We start from the raw sequence: 25,128 nt of genomic DNA on the forward strand, positions 1-25,128 counted from the left end.
AGGCAATGAATGGAATGATAATGATTCAATTTGGAATGCTTTCTGTCATAATTTTAATTGCCTTCACTCTGTTCTGGAGTAAGTTGTGGAAAGGCAGCGGCCTTTTTAGTAGATCAGATGTACTTTCAATCATTATCCAGCTGGGGATAATGATTTGGGCTGTTATTTTCTTCTTGATCGGATTAACAAAATTAGTTCTTTTATCTGGTTGGGATAACACAAATACTTTTTTAACAATTGGAGTCCCGTTACTTGTTATTACATTTTTTTTGTTTAAAATTTGCAGAAATTATTATACAACTAAGCAGGAACTAAAAGAAATCAAACAAGCTACAACCATTTGTAAGACATGGGCTTTTTCGTTTCCATATGTTTCAGAAGATAATACACATATTAAATTGTACCTGAAGAAGGGAAAGCCAGTAGGTAAATTAATTATTTCAGACGTGACAGAAGAACAAGCATTAGAATTAAACGGAAATAAAGGTTCGCTTCCTAAAGATGTTCTTTTAGAGGTCTATACGATTGAAGAGAACAGTATCATACATTGAATCCCTTGTCGAAACTGGCAGAGGGATTCTTTGTTTTAGTATTAAACTGTCTGTACTTAAAATCTTAAGTGACTCAGGGTGTGTGGTTAGCGAAGGAAGGAGAGTATTATTTGAGGGTATATCATTTGTTGAGTATGTTTTTCTGAAGTGAAGTTAGAAAGGAAGAACCACGATAGTGAATTTTTTGAAAAATAAAGCGAACAAAAGTTCTTGATTTCTATTGACTAAAGTATTATAATGGAACCAAGCGAAAGAAGCGCATCTTTAAACTTCATACAAATCTAATCAAAATAACCCCTCAGAAGGGGCTATTTTTAGTTTAGGGTAATTTAAACGTATTACTCTTTTGTTCAACGTTTCTACGCTATTTTTCGTTGTTGCGCTTTATCTGAGTTTATGGATTTAAATACGGATATGAGCAAGCGGGTGAAGATTACCTCAAGTTGCACCCTATCCGGGTGCGTGGATTTAAAAAAATACTAAACCTCCATCGGCATAGGCCAGTGGAGGTTTTCGCATTTTATAGGAAGGTGAAAGGGGAGGGAGTATATGAATTGTACGAAAAAGCATGTTGGATTATAATGGAATATAGGTTGTAAGGTCTATTATGCTTTTTTTGAAAACAAGTTTATTCCCATAAAAATGAAGATGGAGATGATGATATGATTTTGAGAAAAAGGACTTGCATGATTCTATTGAGCGTTGTAATGGCATTTGGTTTTACCGTATCTACGGCTTCAGCTGCAAGGGTCAATGTTAACGTCCAAGTGGATGGTAAGAACGTGAAGTTTCCAGACGCAAAGCCTTACGTTGAACAAAACAGGGTGCTGATTCCGGTGAGATTTGTGAGCGAGTCCCTTGGTGCTAAGGTTGATTACAAGAAAGAGGCGACTGGTAACAAGGTGAATCGTGCTATCGTTATTACTCAGTCCGATAAGACGATTCACATGAATGTGAACAGTGATAAGGTGCTGGTAGGTGATAAGATTATCACATTAGATGTTCCTGCTCGATTGCAGCAAGAACGTGTGTATGTCCCGCTTCGCTTTGTGTCGGAGGCACTAGGAGCCACAGTTAATTGGAACAGCAGCAAAAGTCTGGTGAGCATTAGCATGGGGGCAGTAGTCACTGACCCAGAGCCGATTCCCGATCCTAAAGAAGAGTTTGGGTGGAAGCCAGGATACAATAATTTGGCGAAGAAGCTGTTTGTAAACAATGCTAAGGTGTCTGATGGGAAGTTCACGATTACTATTCCAAAGGATGCCGTTGCTAGCTTCTATACACAAAGAGGTAAGAAAACAGAGCTGACTGCCGGCAAACAATATATGTATAAGTTAGAAGAAGGTCAAGGTTTTCTTTCGATTACTCTAATATATCCTGGCAGAGATGACCTAGAAAGATATAGTATTTTTCTTGATGGTAAGGGAAATGAAATTGATGGAACTCTAGATGGTGTAGTTCAAGAGGTTATTGTATCTGGGAATAATGGGAAGTGGCTTGTAGAAGCACCTTGGACTACTGTCAATAGAATGGACACCCCAAGTCGAGAACTTCAAGCGGGTTTTCGGTACAATCGTTCATACTGATTTGGAGATACATAACCTAGGGAAGAGTGGATTCGTTTCCCATTATAAAAGCATGTAATATATTCGAAAATCTGCTTCTTTGCCTCACGACGGGTTTTGTAGTGGTCTAAGTAAATCAGTTCCTTCTTTAGAACGCTGTGGAAGGATTCGATACAGGCGTTGTCATAACAGTTCCCCTTGCGGCTCATGCTGCCTTTCATATGGTACTTAACCAGCTTAGCTTGATACTCGTGAGATGCGTATTGGCTCCCTCGATCCGAATGATGCAGAACCCCTTTGCCCGGTCGTTGGACACGATATGCTTGGTCAAGGGCCTGAATGACTAACTCTTTAGTCATCCGAGAATCCATGTGGAATCCTACGATTTTGCGGCTGTACAAGTCCATCACGCTCGCCAAATAAAGCCAGCCTTCATCGGTGGGAATATACGTAATATCCGTCATCCACACCTCGTTTGGAGCCTCAGCAACAAACTGTTGGTTTAAAAGGTTCTCATGAACAGGCAGTTGGTGTTTGGAGTTCGTAGTTGCTTTGTATTTTTTCACGGTTCTGGACGTTAAACCAAGCTCCTTCATGATTCGCACTACTGTTTTTTGTGACACGACAACTCCTTGCTGAACCAAAGCTTTATGAATCTTCCGGCTGCCATACAAACGGCGTGAATCCAAGAAGATCCGGCGGATACGTTGTAAAAGCTTTTCCCGTTGTTTTTGTCGTTCTTTATGAATCGTTCGAGTTTGTACCCATCTGTAATAGCCGCTTCGTGAAACACCAAACACCGCACACATCTTTGCAACACGACACTGGAAGCGGTGATCATATATAAAAGAAAAGATCAGCGTCGGTCTTTGGCAAAGTAGTGCATCGCCTTTTTTAGAATATCGTTCTCCTCTTCCAGATCACGAATGCGTTTGTGGAGTTCTCTTGTGGCTTGATCCTCTGGCTTCAGGTTCCCACTGCCAGGGAAAGCCTGTTTCCCATCTTGGTTGTGTTCAGCTACCCAACGATACAGCGTGTTCGCGGAGATGCCCAATTCTCTCGCTACTTGAGAGACAGGTTTACCTTCTTCTTGAATCATTTGAACGGTTTGAACTTTAAAAGCCTTGTCGTAGTTTTTACTCATAGGGAAGCACCTCGAATGTGTTTGATTTTATTCTCGCATTCTCGATTCTCGGTGTCCACTTTTTAGTTTAGCATCACCTCTCAGCGAAGTGACTCAACTAGCTAAATCACTTTAAATAATTGAGGAAACGGGATCTGCTATTTTTAGCAGGTCCTTTTTTATGTATAAGTAGAAAGGATGGATGCTATGTTAAAAAAAATGTTGATGGTAATGTCACTGGTTTTTGGTCTCATAGGACCAACAATTTCTTATGCAGCTAATTCACCAGCACTAAATCGGTATGTTGAATTTGAGTATGGTGATAGGGGGGATGGTCTTCAGGGATACATACCCGCCTTGGATCAAAGTGTGGAGCGTGCGTGGGAGTTGTCTCGTTGGGATGGGATTTACAGATTCTCAGATGGAAAGGAACGAAAAGTTGCTAACTATGATGTGTTCAACATTAAACGTAAACCAGACGATTTGAACTTCGATAAAGAAAACGGCTTTGGTCTCGTTTACAAGAGTCAGGAATCATTAGGTAGTCTATTTGATTCAGTATGGTCAGGTCAAACAATTCCAGACAAGCAACGCCAGTATTTTAAATCCAAATTTGCTACTAACGCAGATGATGCGGATTTTAAAAAGGGGCACTCATTTTTCTATAGTCTGGAGAATAGATGGAGTTTTCTACGTACCTCCGGCATCGTACAACGTATGGGTGTCCAGTTTGAAGAGACTCGTAAGATTGACGAAGACAATCGGCAAGCAGTGTACTCAGTCACCAAATGGCCTGAGATGTCGGTTACGCAAGGAACCAACTTATCTGTGAATTTCACTGCTCATGGTGTTCCAAACAGTATGCGGCAGGTGGATGTATTCGCATTGCCTAAGGGTGCTTTCCCAGATATGAGTAAGCGAGTCAAAATATCTTCTATTACAACGGACAGTGCTACTTATACCAATACGGCGAAGGTGGCAGCTCAGGACATTTCAAAAGTGCTAGGTAAAGATGTGGATATTGTTCTGGATGATGGCTACGGCAGAACCCAAATTAAGAGTGTGACATTGCCGGAAGATTTGAAGATCGACTTTGTGCCGACGAAGCTGACGCTGACTGAAGGTAGGCAGCTTTGGGTGAAGTACAAATACACAGGAGACAACATCATTACCAGTGACTATGTAAAGGAGCGTGGTATGCCGATGCTGACTGATGTAAGTGTCAGGGGGCCTGTCAGTAGTTCTCCTAAGTTAGCTTCCATGAACAACAGTCTGCCCGCTCAGTTGAAGAACGGTATGGAGCTGAATTACATGCTGGGCAAAGTCGATGTAGGCAGCAAGCCAGGAACGTACCATATTAAGGTAGTTGCGACAATAAATAATCCCAATCACGGAGATCGAGCGCTGGAAGCTCCAACAGAAGCCTACCGCAACAATACGATTGAAGACGAATGGACAATTGAAGTGAATGACCTAATTGCGGAATCCATTACTGCCAGCCCCAATTCGATCACAGTAGGCGAGCATACGACGGTAACAGCAAAGGTGAAAAATGAAGGGGGCAAGGCGCTGTCCAACGTGCTGATCCGTTTTACAGAAGACGGAAAGAACTCAATCTACGAAACACGAAAAACGTTGCCAGCGAATAAATCCGTATCGGTTGGTGGTTTTAAGTGGACAGGAAATCCCGGGGTGCATAGCTTGACTGTAGAAGTTGATCCTGACCAAGAAAAAGAGGATGTGGATCGCAGTAATAATTTGGCGTATACCAGTTGCAGTATCATCAAACCAGGTGAAGAGGAAACGGGAAAGTGTAAGAACCCGGATGTGTCTGCAAATTGGATAACTACGTATCCTGTTATCGTTGGTTATAATAAATATGGTGATCCCATATGGAGATATAAAGATGTAAATTATAATGAAAGACTGACAATTAGTGCTGAGATCAATACCAAACAAGGAATCCCTACGAGGCCAAGAGATCATAGTGATGCAGGAAGAGAAAGCCGGGGAAGCTGGGAGATCATTCCTTGGGCAAAGGAACACCACCTGAATTCAAATGAAGTCACTCGTGCTGGGTATGGAGTAGAGTTCAAAGTGAAGACCAACTATACTACGGATTGGGAAACGAAGGTTCCAGAAGGGCTGAACGGAACGGCGAAACCCATCGGTACGAGATTGAAGGGGCCAAATGAAGTGTTCGTGTGGGTGTGGGATTCACGGAGCAAGTTTGTAGCGACGCTTCCGTTGGAGAAAACCAATGGGAATGATCGGTCGGCTACATGGGAGTTGCCACAAACGTTTTTTGAAACGCGAAGTGGCCCGTACAAGTCGTATTATGAACGAAAATATTACACAGATAAGACTGTGCCAGATGGCGAATTTACATTTGTGATTGTAGCTCGTTATGCGGGACATAACAGGCTGACTGCTTGTATCACAAAGAAGATGACCATCTTTGGCTCGATGTATGATGATTCGCAGGCTGTTCGTGATACTTCGGCGTATCAATAGTTAGTTGATCGTTCATTAACTAATTGATTAGAAACCATGTGTAGGGTATAATGAAGACAGAAAGAGGAGCCGTGCTGATAACACGACTCCCCAGCACAATAGCCGCTTTTAAGGGCGGTAGGCTGCGACAAAAGATATTGGGCAAAAATAGACCATTTACCTTTGGCGAAGGAGGTCTATTTTTTGTTATGGAATGAGAGTATTAGTACAACGAGAGTCGCAAATGAAATCATTAGCGTCAATGTTTGAAATACTTCCACAGGCATTACCTCCCTTCCGAGAGGCTAGCCGACCACCCTTATAAGCCTATTCTATTGTGTTAGGGCTATTATACCATAATTATGTAAGCCCGTAGTTCTCCAAAAAGGAGAGTTACGGGCTTTTTTCTTATTTATGGGTCGTGTAAAGGAGGGTGAGATTTGGGAGACTTTTTTATATGGATACCCATGTTGATAATGCTGGGGATCGCCACGTACACCGACCTCAGATGGCGAATCATACCTGACAAGCTGGTAGTAATGGGATTAAGCTACTTTCTTGTGCTGAGACTGCTGTATGCCGACCAGCCCTACATTAACTACTTAATAGGAATTGTGGCGGGTGCTGGTGTACTGTATGTTTTTGCGCTCTGTCGTCCAGGTTCCTTCGGTGGTGGGGATATTAAGTTGCTGGCGGTAGTCGGAGCAGCAATGGGATGGCAGGGTTCCCTAATTTTTCTGTGGATCATGTTGGGCATAGCGGGTCTGTTTACGGTGGTGCTATGGAGGAAAAGGAAGCTGGAGTTACCGCTGGTCCCGTTTTTTCTTGTAGCCAATTTTGTGTTTCTGGTGATTATGGCTGTATGAGTGAATTAGAATTATTCTACAGTATCACTTGGTTGAAAAGAAGGTAGAACTGCAATAGTAACGGAATGACACAACAGCTCTTGCCCTTTGGGGTGAGGGCTTTTTTTGTTTCTACAAGAAGTGAGAGGAGGGAATATTTCTTGATGAGTAGAGAAGCTATTTTGAATGCACTACTATCGGCTACTGCCGAGAACGAAAACATGATGTGGATGATGGCTGCTTTGCGAATGGCTAACCGAGCAGTACAAAAGGAGCAATTACGTGATGTAACCAATGCTCTGTATAAGCAGTTTCGTCCTCAAGCAGAGCAACTGCCTATTAGATCACGACATTTGCTGGATGAAGCTGCTGCAATGCTTGAGGGAGCAGCGTTGGTACATGTTGCTGAGGTAGCTAAATCCAAACGGTATACGCTGTCACCACTGGGGCAAGAATTGCTGAATTACAGGCAGGAGCAAAATATGTTGAGACGGAAGGAAGTCGGGTTATGAATATCAGTCTGAAATATGGCTTCTGGGGATTGGGAATGGGGGGTACCTCTATTGCACATGCCTGTGCAGGTATGAGGTTATCCGCCAAGAACGGACAGCGACCATACACAGCCATGCTGATTAACAGTAATGAGATGGATCTTCTCAAGCTGCCGGATTATCCAAATATCAAGAAGATCACCCTTGCAGGTTATGAACGTGGAGTAGGCAGGGACATTCAACTTGGACAAGAAGCCTTTAACGTCCACAAAGAAGCGATTGCTGAAACGATTCAGAGTTATTTTGGCGATAGGGATTATCTCTTTATCTGCTGTGGCTTGGGCGGTGGAACAGGAACGGGAGCGGTCATTGAAGCTATCCGTTTGCTGCACACTACAGGTTTTGCAGGACGCTTTGGTCTGTTGCTTACCCTACCACGGCGTAACGAAGGTCGTAAGGTACTGTATAACGCCTTACAGAGACTGCAAGTGATTAAGAGAGCGATGCAGGGGCTAGGAGCTATTGTGGTAGTAGATAATGAGAAGCTGTTCCAAACGGGGCTAAATCAAAGTCAAAGTGTAGAGGATTTTATGAAGTCATGCAATCGTCATGTGGCTCGGCTCCTGCATGATCTGAATACAGTGACCGCCAGCTACAAGCCATACGGTAGCTACCACTTTGATGCATCCGAGTGGCTGAATATGCTTAAGACGAATGGATGCTTACACATTGGCAAGTGCGTGTTGCCTGCTCAGACTGTTGATTTGGCATCTCCAGTAACGTATATGGAGGCATTGAAGCAAAGCGTACTGAATGGGGAGCTGTCAGCCGGATACGATCTTCAGGATGCAACTAGCAGCGCGGTGAGTATTGTGGCTGACAGCTCGGCGGCAAAGCGGCTGTTTACTCATACCTTTGTTGAGCAAGTTCAATCGTTTCTGTATGAGAGTACGCCGATTTTGGATGAAAATCCAGTCGCTACCTATGTGGGAGAGCAACCGGGACAGGTAACGATCTATACGGTATTCGCTGGACTCAATTTTCCAGATAGCGTGACCCATTTGACAGAGGAATTGGCAGAGTTGGAGCGAAAGGCAGAAAAGCGTAATCAGAAGACGGATACTATCGCGGTGGCACTGGCTGGCTTCAAGTCGCAAGTGAAGAAGGAGACAGTCAATCTGGAGGCGCTGCTCTCAGAGGAAGAACCATCCATAGCCCCGGATACAGAGATTCCGAAAGACCCATTCTATTTTTTAGATCGTCTTTAAGAGATACGCTTCAATTAAGGCGATATGCGGCAAATAAGGCTAGTAATTTTTATGCTTATTTTGATAAGTGATGCACATAGAACTTTTGAGAAAATGGGGAGTGAAGCAGATGTCAATATGGGAGAAGCAAGCTCAAAAAGAAGTTGAATCCTTAAAGGAAATGTATAGACAAGCTGTAATTTTATCTTTGAATCTTGGAGAAGCAATTTCAGAACGAATACCTTCCTTGCCAGAAAGCACATCACCTGATCCGAAGGCGTATCCATCTTGTCAGTTCCAACACTTTGAGGTAGGCGGTTATCCCGTATATCAGTTTAGTTACGAGGGGATGCTTCCTCTCTATATAGAGGATAGGACGCTTCAGAAGGAACTGCGAGATTATTACAACAGAGTAACGATGGAAGTTTTCATGAAAGAAATTGGCCTCACTCAGCCAGAATCGTTTGATCGAGCAGTCGTTTACATGTGTCATTTTTTCAGCAATTTGCGTATACGAGATTTAGATAATCGTAATCGAAGTCACTTGATTAATGCAATTCGCAACACACGAATCATCAAGGATGATTGCTGGGAAAAAATATCAACCATGGAATCTGGATTTTTTGATGTACTGAAAAATAATCATATAAACGTCTATGTCACGCATGACAATAATATGTCGAATTTGATTAATTATGTGAAATTCGAAGTTGGAAAGATGGGTTAATATCGTGTGATTTATAACACGATATGCACGTGGTTTAAAATAACACGATAATTTAGCTCTATAAATTCTGGGAAACTGCGTCATTATTAGGTTTTTAGAGTTCTCAATAGAGGTTTGAAAGGGAAAAGTCATGGAGGTCTACCGCACAACGCAGTTGTAAGGTAGGCCGGAATGACCGTCACCAGCACGTAGCATGAATCCAAGCCAAGCCCATCTAAACAGAGAGAATATCGGTGAATAAATTTCCAGCAGAGAGGAGGTTATTTATGCCAAGACAGCGAGAATGGACGGAGCGAGATGTAAATATTTTGTACGAGCTGTATAAAGTGAGAGAGATGACGAAACAGCAGATTGTACAGTCGTACTTTGAGGGGAATTTGAAGTATGGTAATAGGCGTCTATATATGTTGAGAGATGAAGGACTTGTAACGTCGGGAGTTCATGGAGGAAATGGACAAGGGGGAAAGCGAGTACGAACAGCGTACTATCGTTTGACAGAACGAGGGTTGGAGTTGTTGCGGAAAAAGGGAGTCGTAGAGGAGAGTAAATATCGGGCGCGAGACTTGGAACTTACGGTGCAACAGCGGCAATACATCATTGATGCGAACGAGCTTCATATTCGATTGCCGGATGTAATATATATGGACTCGCGTGCCATCAAACGAAAATACAATCTAAACCGAGGGAATTTGACAGTCGGCGGTTTCAATAATGAGAAGGGGGATTTTATGATCTTCATTCTGAATGGAGATGCGAAGGAACAGACGTTGCAAAAAATTCTAATGGAGATCGGAGCGAAGGAGCATGTTAGTGGCTATCTTGTTTATTACAAGAGCGAGTCCGTTAAACGAGCTTTTGAATCGCTTTGTGATAAGCAAGGGTTGGTCACAGGAGGCGTTCCACTGTACTTGTTGCCGTTCGATGATTTGGGTATCGGTGTAACGCAGTATGGCATTTTGTCAACAAATGCGTTTTTAAATCTACAAGAGTTATTGTCCGAGTACGGGCAGTTAACCAAGGTAAAGGATGGGAAGAACAAGTACGGGTTTCTTTATGGAATGAGAAGGGACGATGGGTTACCAACGCCGTATGTCATTGAGATCATCACAGGAAATATATTGATTTTGAAACGATGTTTAAGGAATTACAACGTGGATGCTCATCAGAGGGAGGGACGAAAAGTCCTTCTTTTTTGTTATGAAGACGAGGTGAGTTGGTACAAGCAAGAGTTATTAAGTGCAGCACATGTGGATATTGTGGGTATTTCGAAAAATGCGTTTGAAAGCAATTTTGAAGGGGGGATGCTGTAGACAATATGGACGTTCAAGGTTGAAATTTGCGATAGCTACGGGATGATATGCAGTAAATTAGTTCACTCTCCAATTTTGGGGAGTCAGATAAGGAGTGAAGCATTATGAATATGGAAATGGTTACAAGCGAACTGTTTGACAATGTGATATGTGATTTTTGGAGGAATGAGCAGAACGATGTGTTTATGACCAGTCGGCAGTTAGGAAGTGCGCTCGGTTATAGTGATCCCCAAAAGGGGATGGACAAGTTAATTGAGCGGAACGCAGAACTGAAAAATCAGGAATTTTCAGTTACCGTCAAAATGACGGGTAATGACGGAAGGCCATATAATACAAGGGTTTTTAATGAAGATGGAATTTATGAGATCGCATTTTTAGGTAAGACGAGCAAAGCCCAAGCATTCCGATCATGGGTGCGGAAGATATTAAAAAGTATACGCAAGGAGGAATATCGTCATTCCATTCAGGCTGCCGAGGTTGAATCGCCTAAACAGATTTTTTTGCGGTCTGAGATGGAAGAGGGGGTTCCATACTACGACCTAAATCAGTCGTGGGGCTTTAAGCAGAATCCCATGTACATCAGCTCCGTGCTTGATTTTCCGACAAAAGACGTTTTGTTGCAGGCGGTAGGTGATATAGGAGCGATTGAGCATGAACAGATGGTTCAACTTTTCGGCGTGCAACAAAAGCATGTTCATTCGATGTTCAGCCGAGGGGAATTAATTCCGCATGAGTTGTGGCTGGAAAATGGGAAAAGTACAGTGTACACCTTGGGACTGTATGGAAGTAAGAAAGTAGGTCATAAACCAGCACGTATCGAACACTGGAGTATGGAAGATGTACTGGAGAAGCTGGTGTTTTTTGAGTTTGTGAAGTATGTGCAAGGCAAAGAGCCATATCCCGTTTTCACGATCAAAGCTGACAAAAATCCTTTTGTTGGGCGAATCTCCTATGCTGGGGAAGAACACAGAGTCATTGTTGTGCAAAAGCCCATGAGCCGATATGAATTGCCAGATGACGAAGCAACAGCAGTCTATATGTTGACGGCGAAAGAAGTGTATGGGAAACCACTTCAGCAGAAATATGAATGTGTGATTCAGCATAACTATGCTGATTTCATGCTGAGTATCCAAAAGCATCTTTCAAAAGCTGACCCATTCGCTTTTCTGAATGATCTGCCATGATGCGATTTATCTGGGTGATGCTTACCCTTAGTGGGTGGGCTTATTTGTATTGGCGCACACCTGAATGGTCGGCAGTCTGGATGTATGTTCCGGCCGTCTTATGCTTTGTAAACTACTTGTACGGATGGATGCTGGAGCGGAGTAACAAGCTCATATATTTCTTTTCACTCTTGCTGTGGACAGGCAACGGCCTAAGTCTGATGCTGGGAACGTATGTAGCTGCTCAAAAGGACTTTCCGTTATCAAAGGATGGAATGGTTCATACTGCTTTGATCATGACCATGCTTTTTACAATTTTCTTTACGTTGAGCAATTATAGGCTCGCTCAGAGCGTTCTTAATCGCAGGGGGAACATCAATAAGCAGCAACTTGTTCATGTCCGGCCTACGCTTAAAGACTATTACACAAAATTCAAACGCCTGTTTAAAAGTAATAAGGAGATTGTGTTAAACCTGGGTGAAGAGATTCCCATGAAGGATTGAGGTGGTTCTATGATTCGATGGGGTGAAAGTGATCTGTTCACGCATATGTTGGTTGTCGGTCCAACGCGCTGCGGCAAGACAGCCACCTTACTTAAACCGATGATCTACCAGCTTTTGCTCATGAAAAAGAAAGGCATTCCGTTGGGATTGTCTGTTGTGGAGCCTAAAGGGGATGTAGCAGCAATGGTAAATGAGATGTGTGGTGAAATGGATATGCCTTGTGTCCACGTCGACCCTACGTCAGAGCATAGCGCTCGTTTTCCTGTCATGAAAGGCGATGAAGATGATGTAGCTGAGGCAACTGTGACGGTACTGAAATCCATGTTCGGAAAACAGGAAGCATTTTTTGCTACTGTACAGGAACTGGCTGGTCGGAATATTACGAAGTTGTTAAAACGTCTTTACCTGGACGAGGTAAATCTGGGTGATGTCCTTCGCACGATGCGAGATCAGCGGTTGTTGGAGGACAAAGTGCAGGAGCTGCGTTCTAAAGAAGGCGAATCTGATCTAGTCCAGTTTTTTCAATCAGAGCTGCTGGGAGCGCAAAAGGATAAATACCAGCAGTTTGTTATTGGTCTTCGAGCGCAACTTGAGAATTTAACTTCCAACCGCCACCTGGAGCCGATCCTGATGGATCAGTCCGATTTCGATATGGACAGGCACTTTGCGACAGGTGGGGTCTTAGCCGTGAATACGGCAATGGGCAAACTGCGGAAAGCTGGAGATGCCTTTGGACAATTTGTTGTCATGCACTTACAAAGTGGTACATTCCGTCGCCCAGGTACAGAGCGTACGCGCATACCGCACTTTATTATTGTAGATGAGTATTCACGGTACATTAATCCGGATGTGGAATTATTTTTGTCCATCGCAGCAGAATATCGAACGGCAGGGATATTTGCTACGCAATCACTTGGACAGCTTGAAGTGGAAGCGGGGAAAATCAATGCGAAGGCGATGAAGCAATCCATTTTGACCAGTTGTCGAAACAAAATTGCTTTTGGTGGTCTGGCCTATCAAGACGCTTTAGAATTCAGCAGGGAATTTGGAAAAAAACAGATTATTAGCAGGCAAAGCACATTCAAGCAGCAAATGTTCGTTCCAAACTTGCTGCCAGAAAGCTATCGGGATACCGAGTTGGAAGAAGATCGTATCTTTTACACGCAGATGATGGATGGCTTACCGAAGTTCCATTACGTAGCAAAGCTACTGGACGATGGGACGCCATTACCACCGAAGATTGGCAAAGGCGCTTTTGTTCCGCGAGATTGGAAAGAGCGGCGAGAATGGGAACTGCGAAAAAGAGTTTGGGCGTTTAAACATGTATTTAAACGCAAATCGCCGGAGGATGCTGTACCTCAGCCTATAGAGACAGAAGTAGACGACAGGGAAATTTCCTCTGGACTGTCCTTTGTAAGTCGTCCTCAATCGGAAGAAACTGCGGAGCCAGAAGAACCCATTGCCCAAACTACACAGTCACCGCCTGTAGATACCTATGAAAATGATCCTTTTGAGTAACACCCTCACTGTCATTCAGTGAGGTTATTTGTATTATTAAAATTTTAATTATGGAGGTTTTATACATGAGTGAAGAATTGAAACGTGTACTGATTGAAGGCTACCAGGAGGAGAAACTGGAACGGAGCAGCTATGACGAAGGATGGGCGCAGATTTATAGCGCTAAGCAAAATAATCTCATTTTACAAGCCGATATGGTTGGTGTGGAAGTCAAACTGGATAAACTTTGCGGTGTGGTTCAAGTTGGCGAAGTTCGGGGTTATATCCCTCAAGAGTTTTCTGGAGTGACGGATGCACATGCGTTCCGGCGCTTGCTTGGAGAGCCAGTCGCCTTCAAAATCGTAACCTATGACCGTGACGGAGATACGTTTATCGCTTCGCGTCAGGCTGCACTGGAACATATGGAGGGTATGACGTGGAAATGGCTGGAGCAAGGAGCAGTCATTACTGCCGTGGTACGTTCCGTTCAGGCCAAATCGCTCACCGTAGACATTGGTGGGATTGAAGTTGAACTACCTGTGCAAGAATTTGCATATGGCTGGACGGAAGATCTGCGGGATGTAGTGCAAATTAGCGATCATTTCAAGGTCAAAGTTTTAGGGCTGGACAAAGAGCAAAAGAAAATCACAATTAGCAAAAAGGTGCTTGATAAAAGTCCGTGGCCGGATTGCAGCAAGCGTTACAGTACAAAAGGCGAATATATTGGGATCGTATCTGGTGTTGTGGAGTATGGTGTGTTTGTGAATCTGGAGCGCGGTGTAGATGCGTTGGTTCGGCATATGCCGTTCGATAAAGTGAAACGGGGTGACAGGGTATTCCTACGCATCGTTCAGATGGACATGAAAAAAGAACAAATTTATGGTCGGATTACACGGAAGCGGTAAGGAGGAATAAGAATGACTACTAACTTTGGGGATCGGGCAGCAGCTCGCTCTCCTTTTTCTATTACCCATGAATGGACGTTTGTTCCGACCATTTTGCCAGAACCCATATCGGCAGGTCATGCCCCGATGCGGTTGCCGATGGAGGAAATTGGATTGCAAGCGATAGGACATATCGGTTGTATCGGTAGCGTTCAGATTACTCGTCTGTTTCACTGGAAACGTCATCAAGTACGGCGAATGCTGGCTGAACATAAGTTGGTTCAACATGAATTGCGAAAAAACAAGAATACGATCCCGATCTTTACACTTGGCCCACGCAGCATCCAGCTTTTCAAAACAGATCAGTCTGTAAATAGCTGGAGACATTGGAGCATCGGGGCGGTTCTGTCCAAGCTCGTCTTTTTTCAGTTTTGTTGTGCGCTGCACGAAAAACAAAAGGGATTTCAAATTCTTCAGGCAGCTCCCCCCTTTACTGGGAAGGTGCAAATGGGGGAACATTTGCGATATGTGTTGGTGTTAAGAGGTAAAGAGGATGATGTGGCATTTGAAAGAGAACTTAGGCTATTTTCTCAGCCCGTCGTAATCCTTGCGGAAAAACTGGAAGACGTTCATCCATACAATCACGTACTATCCTCAGCCCATTTGCTACTGGATCAGGACTTGCGAGAAGATTACAAATTTCTTCGCCTGCGAGCAGGGGAATGGTGTCGGTCATAAGGTGAATAAGAACGAGTGCTTGCACTGTTTACAGACATGTGCTAGAGTAAAAGTGTAATTTTTTTTGTATCCCTAAACTCCCTTTCATAAGCTGGAGACAAGGATTTTGACCCGATGCTTTGACTTTGATCTTCACATAGTCGTGTAAAGCAGGGAAGCTTGTATCGAAAGAACAAGCCTGGTGTAACACCTCAACCTATACCTTTGTCCCGATGAAGACGGAACGAAGTGAGGCAAAAGATAGGCTAAAAGGCGAAGGCCAATCTGGATTCCGAAACTCTCGTTTGCTGGAGATAAGGAATGAAGAGTACCGAAAGGCTCTGAGCAAAGCAATAGTATGCGCGTGCGATTTGGAATGAGTTGTTTAAAGCCGATTTTTGCATGGATGATTCCATGTGAGGATCGGCTTTTTTGCGTTTTCAAAAAAATGAGAGGTGATGAACTTTGAAAAATTGGCTTAAGAGATTGTTTGTTGAGCAAGAGAGCAAGAGACAGCATTCTCTTTTCAACGAGGTAAAGCAGAAGGAATGGGAGGAAATGAAAGAACACTGGAAAGCTTCTAGGAGCGATACAGCACAAAGGAAACTGGACGAATTGAATGGGACAGAGTCCTTTAAACGTATCCTTCCCGTGCTGGAGGAAACCCTTTCTCTTTTGGATGACACATATGCTGAGGCAGAAGGATCATTAAAAAGAGAAGTATTCCTTATTTGGTATACATTAGATGAATTAGTTGCCAAATATTCCGATCAGGTTGTGAAAATGAATCAGCTGAAGAAACATTGATAAAAACGCGTATCCCAATGAATGACTGGATAGGCGTTTTCATTTTACCTTCTATGCAGGTACAAAGTGCATAGGACGTTCAAGCTTGAACGTTGAAGGGAGTAAACATGGATTTATCAATTATGGAAAAAGTGGTTGTTCAGGGCGATTTGTCGGCGTTAAAGTCCGAGGAACGTCTGATCTATTACACAAAGATTTGCGAAAGCGTAGGACTCAATCCTCTGACTAAGCCATTTGATTATTTGAAACTGGATGGCAAGCTGGTACTCTATGCAAAGCGAGATGCTACAGATCAGCTTCGCAAGTTGCATTCTATTAGTATTACGATAACCAGCCGAGAACGAATTGGTGATGTATACTGTGTGACAGCTCGCGGAGTAACTCCAGATAGCCGAACGGATGAATCTATTGGCGCTGTCTCCTTAATGAAAGAAGAGAAAATTTGGGATGAAATGAGACGATGCAAAGTAGCCACAGGAAGGGTTCTCCCCTTGACCGCAGACGAACTCGCTAACGCGATTATGAAGGCTGAAACGAAGGCCAAGCGGAGGGTAACTTTATCGCTTTCTGGATTAGGTATGATGGATGAAAGCGAAATTGAGACCGTAGAGAGCGCTGAAAGGATCGTCGTAAATGATGCGGCCCCTGGAATGCTGCCTACTGAAAAAGCCAAAAATTCAGCTAAATCATCTAAGGCCAACAAGCCAGAGAAGACTAACAATACACCATCTACTTCGCAGCAAAAGGAGCAGGTATCTACTGCTAACACAGCCAGTGACATTTACAAGTTACTGGACTATGACACGGGTACATCGCCAGGAGGTGTTACATTTGCTAAGTTGCTCGTTGTGAATGTAGCAACTGGGGAAGAGAGTGTCATGATTGCCAATACACCTGATACTTTGGAGCAAACCAATGCGATCTCAAACAACTCGCAGTTTAAAGTCTATTTTGAAATGCTCAACGGGTTTAAGATTGTCAAATCGGTTGTGATTGTAGGTGAGGCAGCATGAGCTTGACCACATTCACCAATGGGAGTGCTTTAATCTGTGTGATTCCTTCGAGTCGTCAGAATGGTGTGTATCTGGTTCAAGCTGAACCTCATTTCAATGAACTGGTCATCACACACGATTGCCCAGCTTGTCATTACGGACATAAGCAATGTAAACATGTTCAAATTGCTTTCGAAGCTTATGAACGCTGGCAATGGTGGGAGCCGAAAAAACAGGTGCATACCGTCACGCAAAAAATTATTCTTTCCCCGGATTGGGAGCAAATACAGCTTCCTCCCAGCCCGGGGGAAATGATTCGAGCCATAGTGGATCATGCTTCCTGACATTGTAGGTGTCGCGGAACAGCATGGACTGCTCATCAATCCTTACTCCAGATCGAGGGAAGAAGTGACGTACAAATGTCCGTTTTGTCATGAGGACTCTAAGCCAGCTAAAAAGCGAAGATACTACCTTTCTCTAAACAGCAAAGACCAAGTATTTAAGTGCTGGTTTTGCAAAGAGAGTGGTGGAGTTCTTCGCTTTATTTCACTTTTGGAAGGTGTTTCTGAAGAGCAGGTTCGGCAGCGGTTTCGCAAAAGGAAGATTGTTCATCCTGCTGAGCGACTCAGCCGAAATAAGCGAAGATGGTTAATGCTGGCTATTGGTGGTAAGGAACCCAATTGGGCCAAAATGAGAGAACGTGATTTTGCATACTACAAGCGTTCTCTCGATCTGCTCTGGCAGCAATGGAACGAGTTCTTGCAGCGAGAGCAGCAGGAAGCCTACTTTTGGCTAGTCATTGGAATTAAGAGTTTTAAATATCAGAAATATGTTGAGCAGATCCGGCAGAGAGAACGTGAAATTGAATCTCCCCTCTTAGAATATGCACTCCAAATTTATTCTTGTTCCGCTCGTCCCCAGTGGACGGAGGACGCTGAGCGATTTGTTCATAGTTTAAAATTTGTAAGTCCTGAACCTGTAAAGGCAGGCATGAAGATGGAGGACTAAAAATGAGCTTGAACCAAGTCGTGTTAATCGGAAGACTGACGAAGGACCCGGAACTGCGTTACACACCTTCAGGAGTGGCTGTGGCTCAATTCACTTTGGCTGTAGACCGTCCGTTTACAAGCCAAGATGGAGAAAAGGAAGCGGACTTTATTCCTATCGTCGTTTGGAAGACCATTGCTGAGAACGTGGCGAACTACGTGAAGAAAGGACAACAAGTGGCTATCACGGGCAGGATTCAAGTTCGGAATTACGAGAACAATGAAGGTCGTCGCGTATTTGTGACGGAAGTAATTGGGCAAAATGTTCAGTTCTTGACCCCACAGCAAAACGGAGGTCAACAAGCTTCCGGGGCGAACAATTCAGGCAACAGTGGAAATCGGAATGCACAGTCTGGTCGTCAAAGCAGCTCGAATAATAACCAAGGTAATGCTTGGGACATTAATGACGATGATCTGCCATTCTGAGGATGATATACTCTTATTCGCGTCTTTCCCTGTATGAGACTTGTTCGTATCGCTTCTATTTGAAGTACATATTGGGCAAGCCGGAGCCGATTACGAAACCGTTGGCATTGGGCAAGTCGGTTCATAAAGCAATTGAGCTAAGAATACAGGGAGCAGCGGTTGAAGACGCAATTATGGCCGCGATAATTGAAGCGGATTTTCATCCTGAAGTGACGTATGAAGAGATTGCTTCTTTGATGCAGCGTGCACCAGAGGTGAGAGGGCAAACGGAAGTTCATTTTGTGCTTCCACTTAGTGCGGAATCTGGCATTCAACTACAGGGATATATTGATCTGCTTCAGGAAGCTCACTTCTGGGACTGGAAATCAAATTGGAAACCGTATCAAGCAAATGATACAAGACAGCTTGCCTTGTATGCATGGGCCATTATGAAAATGAGAGAACTCCAGCGTATCAAAGGTACATTGTTTTTCTTACGCTTCAGGAAGGCAGAGTCGTTTATTTATACTCGCTCTGAAACGAATGAAGCTAGAGAATGGGCGCTTCGATTAGCTGAGGAAATTGAATTGAAGAAGTCATGCATGGAATCATTTCCGGATATGGCTTCTTCTTTGTTTTCTCCAACCTTGGGCAGTCACTGTAAGCATTGCCCGTTTGTGCTGGAGTGTTATCAGAAAAAGGAAGGTTGCTGATGAATGTGAGAAAGAAAATTATTGAAGCAATGGAGAAACGGGGATTTACGTTTGGTGAATTTAGGAACAGTGGTCATCTCTATTTTAGTAAAGAAGAGGTGGCTCATCGGGTTAATCCAGCATCCCTTGAATTCCAAGTTTGTAATTCAGGGCTATGGGTAACCATCGGAACCATTCACGAATGGCTGTAATTTCACTGATTTTGAATTTAAAAAATGAGAGGATGTTGAATATGAGTCATTTTACAGTTGCAATCATTACCGAATCGTTGGATAACCTGGAGCAGTTGTTGGCTCCTTATCAAGAGAATAATATGGAAACTTGCCCTCAAGAATATTTAGAATTTAATGATGTTGAAGGAGAGTATCGTTTGGCATATGAAACAGAGTCAAGCGAAATGGTGAAAATGGAGGATGGTCGGTTACTATCTGTATACGATAATGTGTTTAAGACCGTTCCTTTTGGATGTGAAGTTCCTGCTCATTTAGAACGTGTACAAGTTCCTCATCATCAAAGATTTTCCTCATTCGAGCTATTTATAGAGGAATACATGGGCTACAAAGGTAAAGATGAGATAACTGGTAAATACGGTTATTGGGAAAATCCCAACGCCAAATGGGATTGGTGGACAATCGGAGGAAGATGGTCTGGCGCACTTTTGCTCAAGTCAGGTAAGCGTGCAGATGCTGCTCAAATCAAAGATATTTTCTTCATCGAACAAACCAATCATGACGGTCTGACAGTTGAAATCGAGGGATACCAAGTACCAGCCTCTCTTGCACCTACATTTCAAATCACAGTTGTTGAAGCTTCCCAAGCCTGGGATGAAGTTATTGCAGGCAAAGGATTATATAAGCCGGAATATTACTTGAAAAGATACGGCGATAAGCAGTCTTATATTTGTGAGATGCTGAGCTTCTCCACCTTTGCGGTAATTACAGCAGATGGTACTTGGCACGCGAAAGGCGAAATGGGTTGGTTCGGGGTAAGCTCTGAAAGCGCAGAAGAAGCGAAGGATTTTAATACGTCATACTTCAATACATTCATTCAAGCTGCGAATCCGGAACATTACTTAATCGTAGTAGACTGTCATATTTAAAACAGAAGATGCTTCTATTACTGTAGCAGGGACGGTTTAAAAAGACGAATGATTCCCTTGAATGGGTTCTTCGTCTTTTTTTTATATTTATAAAATCTAAAAAATGGAAATAAAGGAGTGCATTGAGTATGACAACTATAATGAATAAAAAAATGACAACTGAGGAAGCCATCCAGATGGCGCTTGAAATTGAGCGTACGGAGGCTGCTTTAAAACAAATGAAAGAGAAATTGAAGGCTTATGTTGATGATTATGGAGCACTTCAAGCTGCTGATAAAGTTTGGGAGTACAGCAATACGAAAAGCTGGTCTTTTAAAGCTGATGGTTTACGTGAACTGGCTGTGGCCATCACAGCGGAAGGAAAGAACGCATGGGATTACCTGAGCCTGTCTTCAACGGCGCTTAAAAAGTTGGGCTGGGAGGAAGTCTCTCTGTCTGGTTACGGTACGTTGAAAGAGACTAAGCGATTTGCTTCACGTAAAGCTTGATCCCATTTAATTAAGCCTTTCGCCCGGCGCTAAACGGCGGTGTCAATCCTATGATGCCGCCATTGGTGGTGGGATTGACGGGAGGGAGAACTTCATGGAGTCTTTCATTATTAAAGAATCCGATGTACAAGCTTTACCTTGGAAAAGGAGAAAACTGGCCCGACATCTTATTCATCTGCTTGAGCGAGTGATGACTGAACCAAAATACAATTATATATGGAAGCCAGAAGATGCGTACATTCTTTGTAGCGATATCATTGAGTTGGAAAAGGAAAATTTTGTAGCCTTTCTTCTGAATACTAAAAACCGTGTGCTTGCTCGTAAAATAATTTCGGTCGGAGGGTTAAATGCCACCGTAGTACATCCCAGAGAGGTTTTTCGAACAGCAATTGAAGTCAGTGGAGCATCCATTTTGTGCGTTCATAATCACCCAAGCGGAGATCCAACCCCCAGCCAAGAAGACATTAACGTTACGAAACGGCTTGTGAAGGCAGGGGAGATCATTGGAATTGATGTGCTCGATCACGTTGTCGTTGGTCGTGAAGGATGGGTCTCCTTGAAACAGCAGGGGATGATGTGATGTCAGCTAAAGAACGATTTTTAAATGAGCTTTTAAAACGTGATTGTAAAGAACGATGGGTGGCTGCTATTATACTGGCTGCTCCAATCGAGGTGTTAAAAACGATAACGATTAAACAAGTGAGATAGAGGGGCGAAAGCCCCTTTTTAATATTAAGTATAAGGAGATAAGAATATGGAACAATCAATCATTCGCGAAGTACCTACGTATCCAGGTCATATACACATGGGAAGATATCGCTCTCCTTCGGACATTCAGTATCAAGTCACAACTTTTTCTACGGACGGAGAATCTTTTACTAAGCATTATCAAATTCCTCAAGGTGAATTTGAAGTTTATGCGACAGGAGAGAAGGGGCGATTCATGATTCGATTGGATGAGCCTTTAGTGGCAATCAATGAAGGTGAAGCACCATTTTCATCAAAATTATATCGAATGTTTGTAAGCAAAGAAGAATTAGCCTTGTGGAGTTTTGCTACAAAATAAGATGAGGTAACTATAAATGAATTATAACATTCAATTATACAAAGGGATTGAACTCCAGTTAATTAAGCGTAATTACACTGGCTACAAAGCTAAAAGATATGCGATTGGTGGCACTAATCAGAATGTTTGGATACCAGATAAGCATGTTCGACAAGACGGGACGATTAAGGCTAGAGAGAATGTAGATTATGTATTCCGCAAAGCTCAGCGTCAGCTTGAGCTGGCTGGGTACACAGGGCCGATACCAGGTATCAAGCGCAAATCAGCAGAGATATTGTAAAAAAACTGGAGAATCACTATTAATTAATTGAACCAGCAGCTACCTAAATTATTTGGTAGTTGTTGGTTTTATTTTGGGCCAATATCTACGCATCGGTTTTAATGAAATGAACAATAGATGAAAGAGGGAAATGAATGAAAGCACCACGCATACTGCATTACCCCGGCAGCAAGTGGAGTATGGCCGATTGGATCATTAGCCACATGCCGCCGCATACAACGTATCTGGAACCGTTCTTCGGTAGCGGTGCAGTTCTATTTAACAAGACACGTTCTACTTTGGAAACAGTGAACGACCTGGATGGCGAAGTATCAAATCTTTTCCGGATTATTCGCGATGAACCTGAATTACTGGCCAGACTTATTCGTTGGACACCGTATGCCCGAGAAGAGTATTACAGAGGATATGAAACCGAGGGAGACGATGTAGAACGAGCACGGCGTTTTTTAGTCCGATGCTGGATGGCCAGAGGAGGGAAGACCAGTGATCGAACCGGCTGGCGCCATATTATTGATCTGAAAGCACCACATCCTGCAAAGGATTGGCAGCTACTGCCGGATAAAATTATCACAGTAACAGATAGATTGCGTGGCGTACAGATTGAAAATCAACCTGCTGTGAAATTGATGCAACGTTATCAACGTCCCGAAGTGCTCATTTATGCTGATCCCCCATATCTCCTTTCAACGCGGAGCAAACGAATGTACAAAAATGAAATGACTGAAGAAGACCATGAGGAATTACTGGATGTCTTGGAGGCCCATCCGGGGCCAGTTATTCTATCTGGCTATGAACATCCCTTGTACGATGAAAGATTACAACACTGGCGACGGGAATCAAAGATGGTTAAAGCAGAAGCTGGCCGGATTCGAACAGAAATACTTTGGATTAATCCAATGGCTAGTGGACTGGTTGGACAGATGACTCTTTTTTAAACGGCGGAGGACGGCTATGTTGGAAATCAGTGAATGACAACAATGTTTAGCTCTGGCCAGTGCAATATGTAATACCCCTCTGAAAATTGGACTCACATAATTGGTGGCCATCTTGTCATCTTGGAACATTAAGTGATTGATCCGGCCGGACATCAGCTTGTACTCTTCAGGGCCGATTTAGCAGATGGATAACCTCACTGTGTGGTAGATGGATGGTAGATACATTTGACAAAGAAGCTTAGGTCATTGTGCCAGAACAGATGACGCTATTTTAAAATATTTAAGGGGGACAGATCATGAGCCACTGGTTCTATATCACACCTGAAGAATACACTGAAGCCGAGAAAATTGGAGTCAAATCAGCCATGTTGGATCGTCGTATTCGTGAACAGGGCTGGACGAAGGAACGAGCGATGACAACACCACCTCGCCCCCTAACAGATCGCCGGAAGTGGCTGCAATTGGCGAGAGAAAATGGAATTAGCCGTGATACCTTCTACACTCGCATTAGGAACATGGGCTGGAGCATGGAACGTGCGGCAAACCAGCCACGACAAACCCCGGAAGAGATAAGGGAGCAGGCACTTAGAGCAACAGAATATGCGCGTGTTCTGCCCAAAGAATATGTCCGCCTTGCTGAGCAGAATAGTATTCCCTACGCTACTTTCCACAATCGCTTGAAAAATTGTGGTTGGGAGCTGGAGCGAGCAGCAGAACCAATCTGGACTCGACAGCAAATTGGCCGACTTGGAGCACAGCGATTAAGAGAGCGAGGGCTGCTCAGATATTCGGAAAACGAGAACAGCGCTCAGCCCAAGGGTCGTGAGAAGAGGTCATTATGATGAAGACAATGCATGATCGCAAGATACAAGGATATACGAGTATTGGCTATGAAGTGATTTCGGATAATGGTCATTGTGCCATGCTTGCTTATGTGCCGTACAGTCAGCAGTACGTGAAACTGGCTGAGATTGTGAATGGGAGAGTGAAAAACAGTATTATTTTGGGTTTGAGAGAACTCAATGTTCTGTAAAAATAAAGCATTAGACTGATCTATTAAACGAAGCAACGGCAGAACAAGACTTTATTTATAAGTCTTGTTCTGCCGCTGTTTGTTCAACTAAAACGTTTGCCATTAGCTTAAAACCGTGGGCCATAAATATGATTAATATTCGTTTTAGCCAGGAAGTTCAATGAATTCATCAACTCTCTGCATATCTGAAACATCAAGGTAGTTCGCAAGCTCCATATGCAGCGTTGGAATCTACTTTACTGACTTTGCTAGTAATTTAACGGTTGAAGCGTAGCTCATTATTCTCGTCCAGCCAAGAAATTCAGCTGTAGGATTTTGGAGGAAATTTAGAAACTCGCTTGCTGAATATTCTTTAAACCAGTATTTGTTAGATTGTATAACATCTTGTATATCCTCTTCCTTTCGAACATATTCAAATGCCCTATGTTCAAATAAATATACATGCTTGCTAACATCAAAAGCTGTATACACTGTGTTAAGAACTTCCGTTAAATGTTTGTTGTACCCATCCTCCTGAGGATCGTAATTATCTTGTTCTTTAGAATTCACCCTTACGCACGTCAAGCAGTCGAAGAAACGGAGTTTATCAATTATAAGGCTGCCTAGATAGTCCTCGTATGCAGGTGTCAATCTATAGTCACTGTACTTCTCGAGCCGTTTCCTACTAATTTGCTGTTCCCTCATATTTTCAACTTCCTCTCGAAGGTACAAGCCTTTCTTGATTTCTCGAAGAAGCTTTTGTTCCCGCATATTGCTAATCCGTTGATTGGAAAAATGGAAGCGATCAACAATTTCCTGTTGAGACATTGTGTACTGCTCTACGATTAATTCAACCAGCTGTTCCGATGAGACGTCTAGCCCTGATGCTTCAACGAGTTTCTGCAAATCGACCGTTTTTGAGATTTCCATTATAAACACCTCCCTACCTTGATTTATATCTATAGTATAATATAAACTGATGATTAATTTCAATAGTTTTTAAAAATATTACGAACAAAATATTATATAAATGAAACAGCAGCGGTTTTCACACTCCTACCCGTTAGCGTAGTGAAGCATCGTCAGTCTAGAACTTTATTTTCCGCTTACACTTAAGGCTTTGAATAGTCGACTAGGGATGCCAGTTCAGTCAACGAGAAAGAAGAAAA

The 25,128-nt window shown here is 43.2% G+C and carries 32 protein-coding genes; 29 read left to right on the forward strand and 3 right to left on the reverse strand.

What is annotated here, in order from left to right; genetic code table 11:
* Nucleotides 1-5 precede the first annotated feature (5 nt).
* A complete protein-coding gene (locus ASL14_RS19545) occupies nucleotides 6-551 on the forward strand; it encodes a hypothetical protein (RefSeq protein WP_134913123.1) in 546 nt (181 codons plus the stop codon).
* A gap of 662 nt (nucleotides 552-1,213) precedes the next feature.
* Nucleotides 1,214-2,137, forward strand: coding sequence for a copper amine oxidase N-terminal domain-containing protein (locus ASL14_RS19550; RefSeq protein WP_223264041.1), 924 nt, complete (start codon nucleotides 1,214-1,216; stop codon nucleotides 2,135-2,137).
* On the opposite strand, the gene ASL14_RS19555 is transcribed toward ASL14_RS19550, so the two are convergent.
* A protein-coding gene (locus ASL14_RS19555; protein ID WP_248844508.1) for an IS3 family transposase occupies nucleotides 2,104-3,260 on the reverse strand; the annotation gives its coding sequence in 2 pieces (ribosomal slippage) (nucleotides 2,104-3,005 and nucleotides 3,005-3,260; 1,158 coding nt in all). The two genes, ASL14_RS19550 and ASL14_RS19555, sit on opposite strands and share 34 nt — an antisense overlap.
* A 186-nt stretch (nucleotides 3,261-3,446) precedes the next feature.
* Here ASL14_RS19555 and ASL14_RS19560 point away from each other — a divergent pair.
* Nucleotides 3,447-5,753, forward strand: a complete 2,307-nt coding sequence (locus ASL14_RS19560) for a CARDB domain-containing protein (protein WP_189338183.1) — start codon at nucleotides 3,447-3,449, stop codon at nucleotides 5,751-5,753.
* A gap of 176 nt (nucleotides 5,754-5,929) precedes the next feature.
* Here the strand turns inward: ASL14_RS19560 and ASL14_RS29640 are convergent, their stop codons facing one another.
* Nucleotides 5,930-6,019, reverse strand: a complete 90-nt coding sequence (locus ASL14_RS29640; protein WP_223264042.1) for a putative holin-like toxin — start codon at nucleotides 6,017-6,019, stop codon at nucleotides 5,930-5,932.
* A gap of 153 nt (nucleotides 6,020-6,172) precedes the next feature.
* On the opposite strand from ASL14_RS29640, the gene ASL14_RS19565 reads away from it, so the two are divergent.
* From ASL14_RS19565 to ASL14_RS19685, 26 genes are all read left to right on the forward strand, one after another.
* Nucleotides 6,173-6,598 carry a prepilin peptidase gene (locus ASL14_RS19565; RefSeq protein ID WP_134913125.1) on the forward strand — a complete coding sequence of 142 codons (426 nt, stop codon included), beginning with the start codon at nucleotides 6,173-6,175 and terminating at the stop codon, nucleotides 6,596-6,598.
* Between the two features lie 140 nt (nucleotides 6,599-6,738).
* Nucleotides 6,739-7,089 (forward strand): hypothetical protein, encoded by a 351-nt coding sequence (locus ASL14_RS19570; RefSeq protein ID WP_134913126.1) that lies wholly within the window; start codon nucleotides 6,739-6,741, stop codon nucleotides 7,087-7,089.
* The gene (locus tag ASL14_RS19575; RefSeq protein WP_134913127.1) at nucleotides 7,086-8,336 is read left to right on the forward strand and encodes an FtsZ/tubulin family protein; all 1,251 of its coding nucleotides are present in this window, start codon (nucleotides 7,086-7,088) and stop codon (nucleotides 8,334-8,336) included. Before ASL14_RS19570 ends, ASL14_RS19575 begins: the two co-directional genes overlap by 4 nt.
* A 109-nt stretch (nucleotides 8,337-8,445) precedes the next feature.
* Nucleotides 8,446-9,042: a hypothetical protein gene (locus tag ASL14_RS19580; RefSeq protein ID WP_134913128.1), complete on the forward strand. Its 597-nt coding sequence runs from the start codon at nucleotides 8,446-8,448 to the stop codon at nucleotides 9,040-9,042.
* A gap of 266 nt (nucleotides 9,043-9,308) precedes the next feature.
* Nucleotides 9,309-10,352, forward strand: a complete 1,044-nt coding sequence (locus tag ASL14_RS19585; protein WP_134913129.1) for a replication-relaxation family protein — start codon at nucleotides 9,309-9,311, stop codon at nucleotides 10,350-10,352.
* Nucleotides 10,353-10,456: 104 nt separating this feature from the next.
* On the forward strand, nucleotides 10,457-11,536 hold the full coding sequence (locus tag ASL14_RS19590) for a BRO-N domain-containing protein (RefSeq protein WP_134913130.1): 1,080 nt from the start codon (nucleotides 10,457-10,459) through the stop codon (nucleotides 11,534-11,536).
* Nucleotides 11,533-12,018, forward strand: coding sequence for a hypothetical protein (locus ASL14_RS19595; protein ID WP_134913131.1), 486 nt, complete (start codon nucleotides 11,533-11,535; stop codon nucleotides 12,016-12,018). Before ASL14_RS19590 ends, ASL14_RS19595 begins: the two co-directional genes overlap by 4 nt.
* A 9-nt stretch (nucleotides 12,019-12,027) precedes the next feature.
* Nucleotides 12,028-13,536: a type IV secretory system conjugative DNA transfer family protein gene (locus ASL14_RS19600; RefSeq protein ID WP_223264043.1), complete on the forward strand. Its 1,509-nt coding sequence runs from the start codon at nucleotides 12,028-12,030 to the stop codon at nucleotides 13,534-13,536.
* A 65-nt stretch (nucleotides 13,537-13,601) separates the two neighbouring features.
* Nucleotides 13,602-14,420 carry a S1 RNA-binding domain-containing protein gene (locus ASL14_RS19605; protein WP_223264044.1) on the forward strand — a complete coding sequence of 273 codons (819 nt, stop codon included), beginning with the start codon at nucleotides 13,602-13,604 and terminating at the stop codon, nucleotides 14,418-14,420.
* A gap of 12 nt (nucleotides 14,421-14,432) precedes the next feature.
* Nucleotides 14,433-15,137, forward strand: a complete 705-nt coding sequence (locus ASL14_RS19610; protein WP_134913133.1) for a hypothetical protein — start codon at nucleotides 14,433-14,435, stop codon at nucleotides 15,135-15,137.
* 444 nt (nucleotides 15,138-15,581) lie between these two features.
* Nucleotides 15,582-15,923: a hypothetical protein gene (locus tag ASL14_RS19615; RefSeq protein ID WP_134913134.1), complete on the forward strand. Its 342-nt coding sequence runs from the start codon at nucleotides 15,582-15,584 to the stop codon at nucleotides 15,921-15,923.
* Nucleotides 15,924-16,030: 107 nt separating this feature from the next.
* Nucleotides 16,031-16,936, forward strand: coding sequence for a hypothetical protein (locus ASL14_RS19620; RefSeq protein ID WP_134913135.1), 906 nt, complete (start codon nucleotides 16,031-16,033; stop codon nucleotides 16,934-16,936).
* Entirely contained in the window at nucleotides 16,933-17,259 is a 327-nt protein-coding gene (locus ASL14_RS19625) for a hypothetical protein (protein WP_223264045.1), read from the forward strand. The genes ASL14_RS19620 and ASL14_RS19625 overlap by 4 nt, the downstream gene beginning before the upstream one ends.
* On the forward strand, nucleotides 17,249-17,923 hold the full coding sequence (locus tag ASL14_RS19630; RefSeq protein WP_134913136.1) for a hypothetical protein: 675 nt from the start codon (nucleotides 17,249-17,251) through the stop codon (nucleotides 17,921-17,923). The genes ASL14_RS19625 and ASL14_RS19630 overlap by 11 nt, the downstream gene beginning before the upstream one ends.
* Nucleotides 17,924-17,925: 2 nt before the next feature.
* A complete protein-coding gene (ssb, locus tag ASL14_RS19635; protein WP_134913137.1) occupies nucleotides 17,926-18,387 on the forward strand; it encodes a single-stranded DNA-binding protein in 462 nt (153 codons plus the stop codon).
* Between the two features lie 2 nt (nucleotides 18,388-18,389).
* Nucleotides 18,390-19,079, forward strand: coding sequence for a PD-(D/E)XK nuclease family protein (locus tag ASL14_RS19640; RefSeq protein ID WP_134913138.1), 690 nt, complete (start codon nucleotides 18,390-18,392; stop codon nucleotides 19,077-19,079).
* Nucleotides 19,079-19,270, forward strand: coding sequence for a hypothetical protein (locus tag ASL14_RS19645; RefSeq protein WP_134913139.1), 192 nt, complete (start codon nucleotides 19,079-19,081; stop codon nucleotides 19,268-19,270). The genes ASL14_RS19640 and ASL14_RS19645 overlap by 1 nt, the downstream gene beginning before the upstream one ends.
* A gap of 41 nt (nucleotides 19,271-19,311) precedes the next feature.
* Nucleotides 19,312-20,178, forward strand: coding sequence for a hypothetical protein (locus ASL14_RS19650; protein WP_134913140.1), 867 nt, complete (start codon nucleotides 19,312-19,314; stop codon nucleotides 20,176-20,178).
* A 128-nt stretch (nucleotides 20,179-20,306) separates the two neighbouring features.
* Entirely contained in the window at nucleotides 20,307-20,666 is a 360-nt protein-coding gene (locus tag ASL14_RS19655; protein ID WP_134913141.1) for a hypothetical protein, read from the forward strand.
* A gap of 94 nt (nucleotides 20,667-20,760) precedes the next feature.
* The gene (locus ASL14_RS19660; protein ID WP_134913142.1) at nucleotides 20,761-21,246 is read left to right on the forward strand and encodes a JAB domain-containing protein; all 486 of its coding nucleotides are present in this window, start codon (nucleotides 20,761-20,763) and stop codon (nucleotides 21,244-21,246) included.
* Nucleotides 21,246-21,374 carry a hypothetical protein gene (locus ASL14_RS29110; RefSeq protein WP_257721124.1) on the forward strand — a complete coding sequence of 43 codons (129 nt, stop codon included), beginning with the start codon at nucleotides 21,246-21,248 and terminating at the stop codon, nucleotides 21,372-21,374. The genes ASL14_RS19660 and ASL14_RS29110 overlap by 1 nt, the downstream gene beginning before the upstream one ends.
* 46 nt (nucleotides 21,375-21,420) lie before the next feature.
* Entirely contained in the window at nucleotides 21,421-21,732 is a 312-nt protein-coding gene (locus tag ASL14_RS19665; protein WP_134913143.1) for a hypothetical protein, read from the forward strand.
* 16 nt (nucleotides 21,733-21,748) lie between these two features.
* On the forward strand, nucleotides 21,749-22,012 hold the full coding sequence (locus ASL14_RS19670; protein WP_134913144.1) for a hypothetical protein: 264 nt from the start codon (nucleotides 21,749-21,751) through the stop codon (nucleotides 22,010-22,012).
* A 134-nt stretch (nucleotides 22,013-22,146) separates the two neighbouring features.
* Nucleotides 22,147-22,947 (forward strand): DNA adenine methylase, encoded by an 801-nt coding sequence (locus tag ASL14_RS19675; protein ID WP_134913145.1) that lies wholly within the window; start codon nucleotides 22,147-22,149, stop codon nucleotides 22,945-22,947.
* Nucleotides 22,948-23,243: 296 nt separating this feature from the next.
* The gene (locus ASL14_RS19680) at nucleotides 23,244-23,789 is read left to right on the forward strand and encodes a hypothetical protein (protein WP_134913146.1); all 546 of its coding nucleotides are present in this window, start codon (nucleotides 23,244-23,246) and stop codon (nucleotides 23,787-23,789) included.
* On the forward strand, nucleotides 23,786-23,980 hold the full coding sequence (locus ASL14_RS19685) for a hypothetical protein (protein ID WP_134913147.1): 195 nt from the start codon (nucleotides 23,786-23,788) through the stop codon (nucleotides 23,978-23,980). The genes ASL14_RS19680 and ASL14_RS19685 overlap by 4 nt, the downstream gene beginning before the upstream one ends.
* A 231-nt stretch (nucleotides 23,981-24,211) precedes the next feature.
* Here ASL14_RS19685 and ASL14_RS19690 read toward each other — a convergent pair whose 3' ends face one another.
* A complete protein-coding gene (locus tag ASL14_RS19690; protein ID WP_134913148.1) occupies nucleotides 24,212-24,889 on the reverse strand; it encodes a hypothetical protein in 678 nt (225 codons plus the stop codon).
* Between the last annotated feature and the right edge of the window lie 239 nt (nucleotides 24,890-25,128).

Origin of the sequence: Paenibacillus sp. IHB B 3084, assembly GCF_001447315.1 — a bacterium.
Lineage (GTDB): Bacteria > Bacillota > Bacilli > Paenibacillales > Paenibacillaceae > Paenibacillus.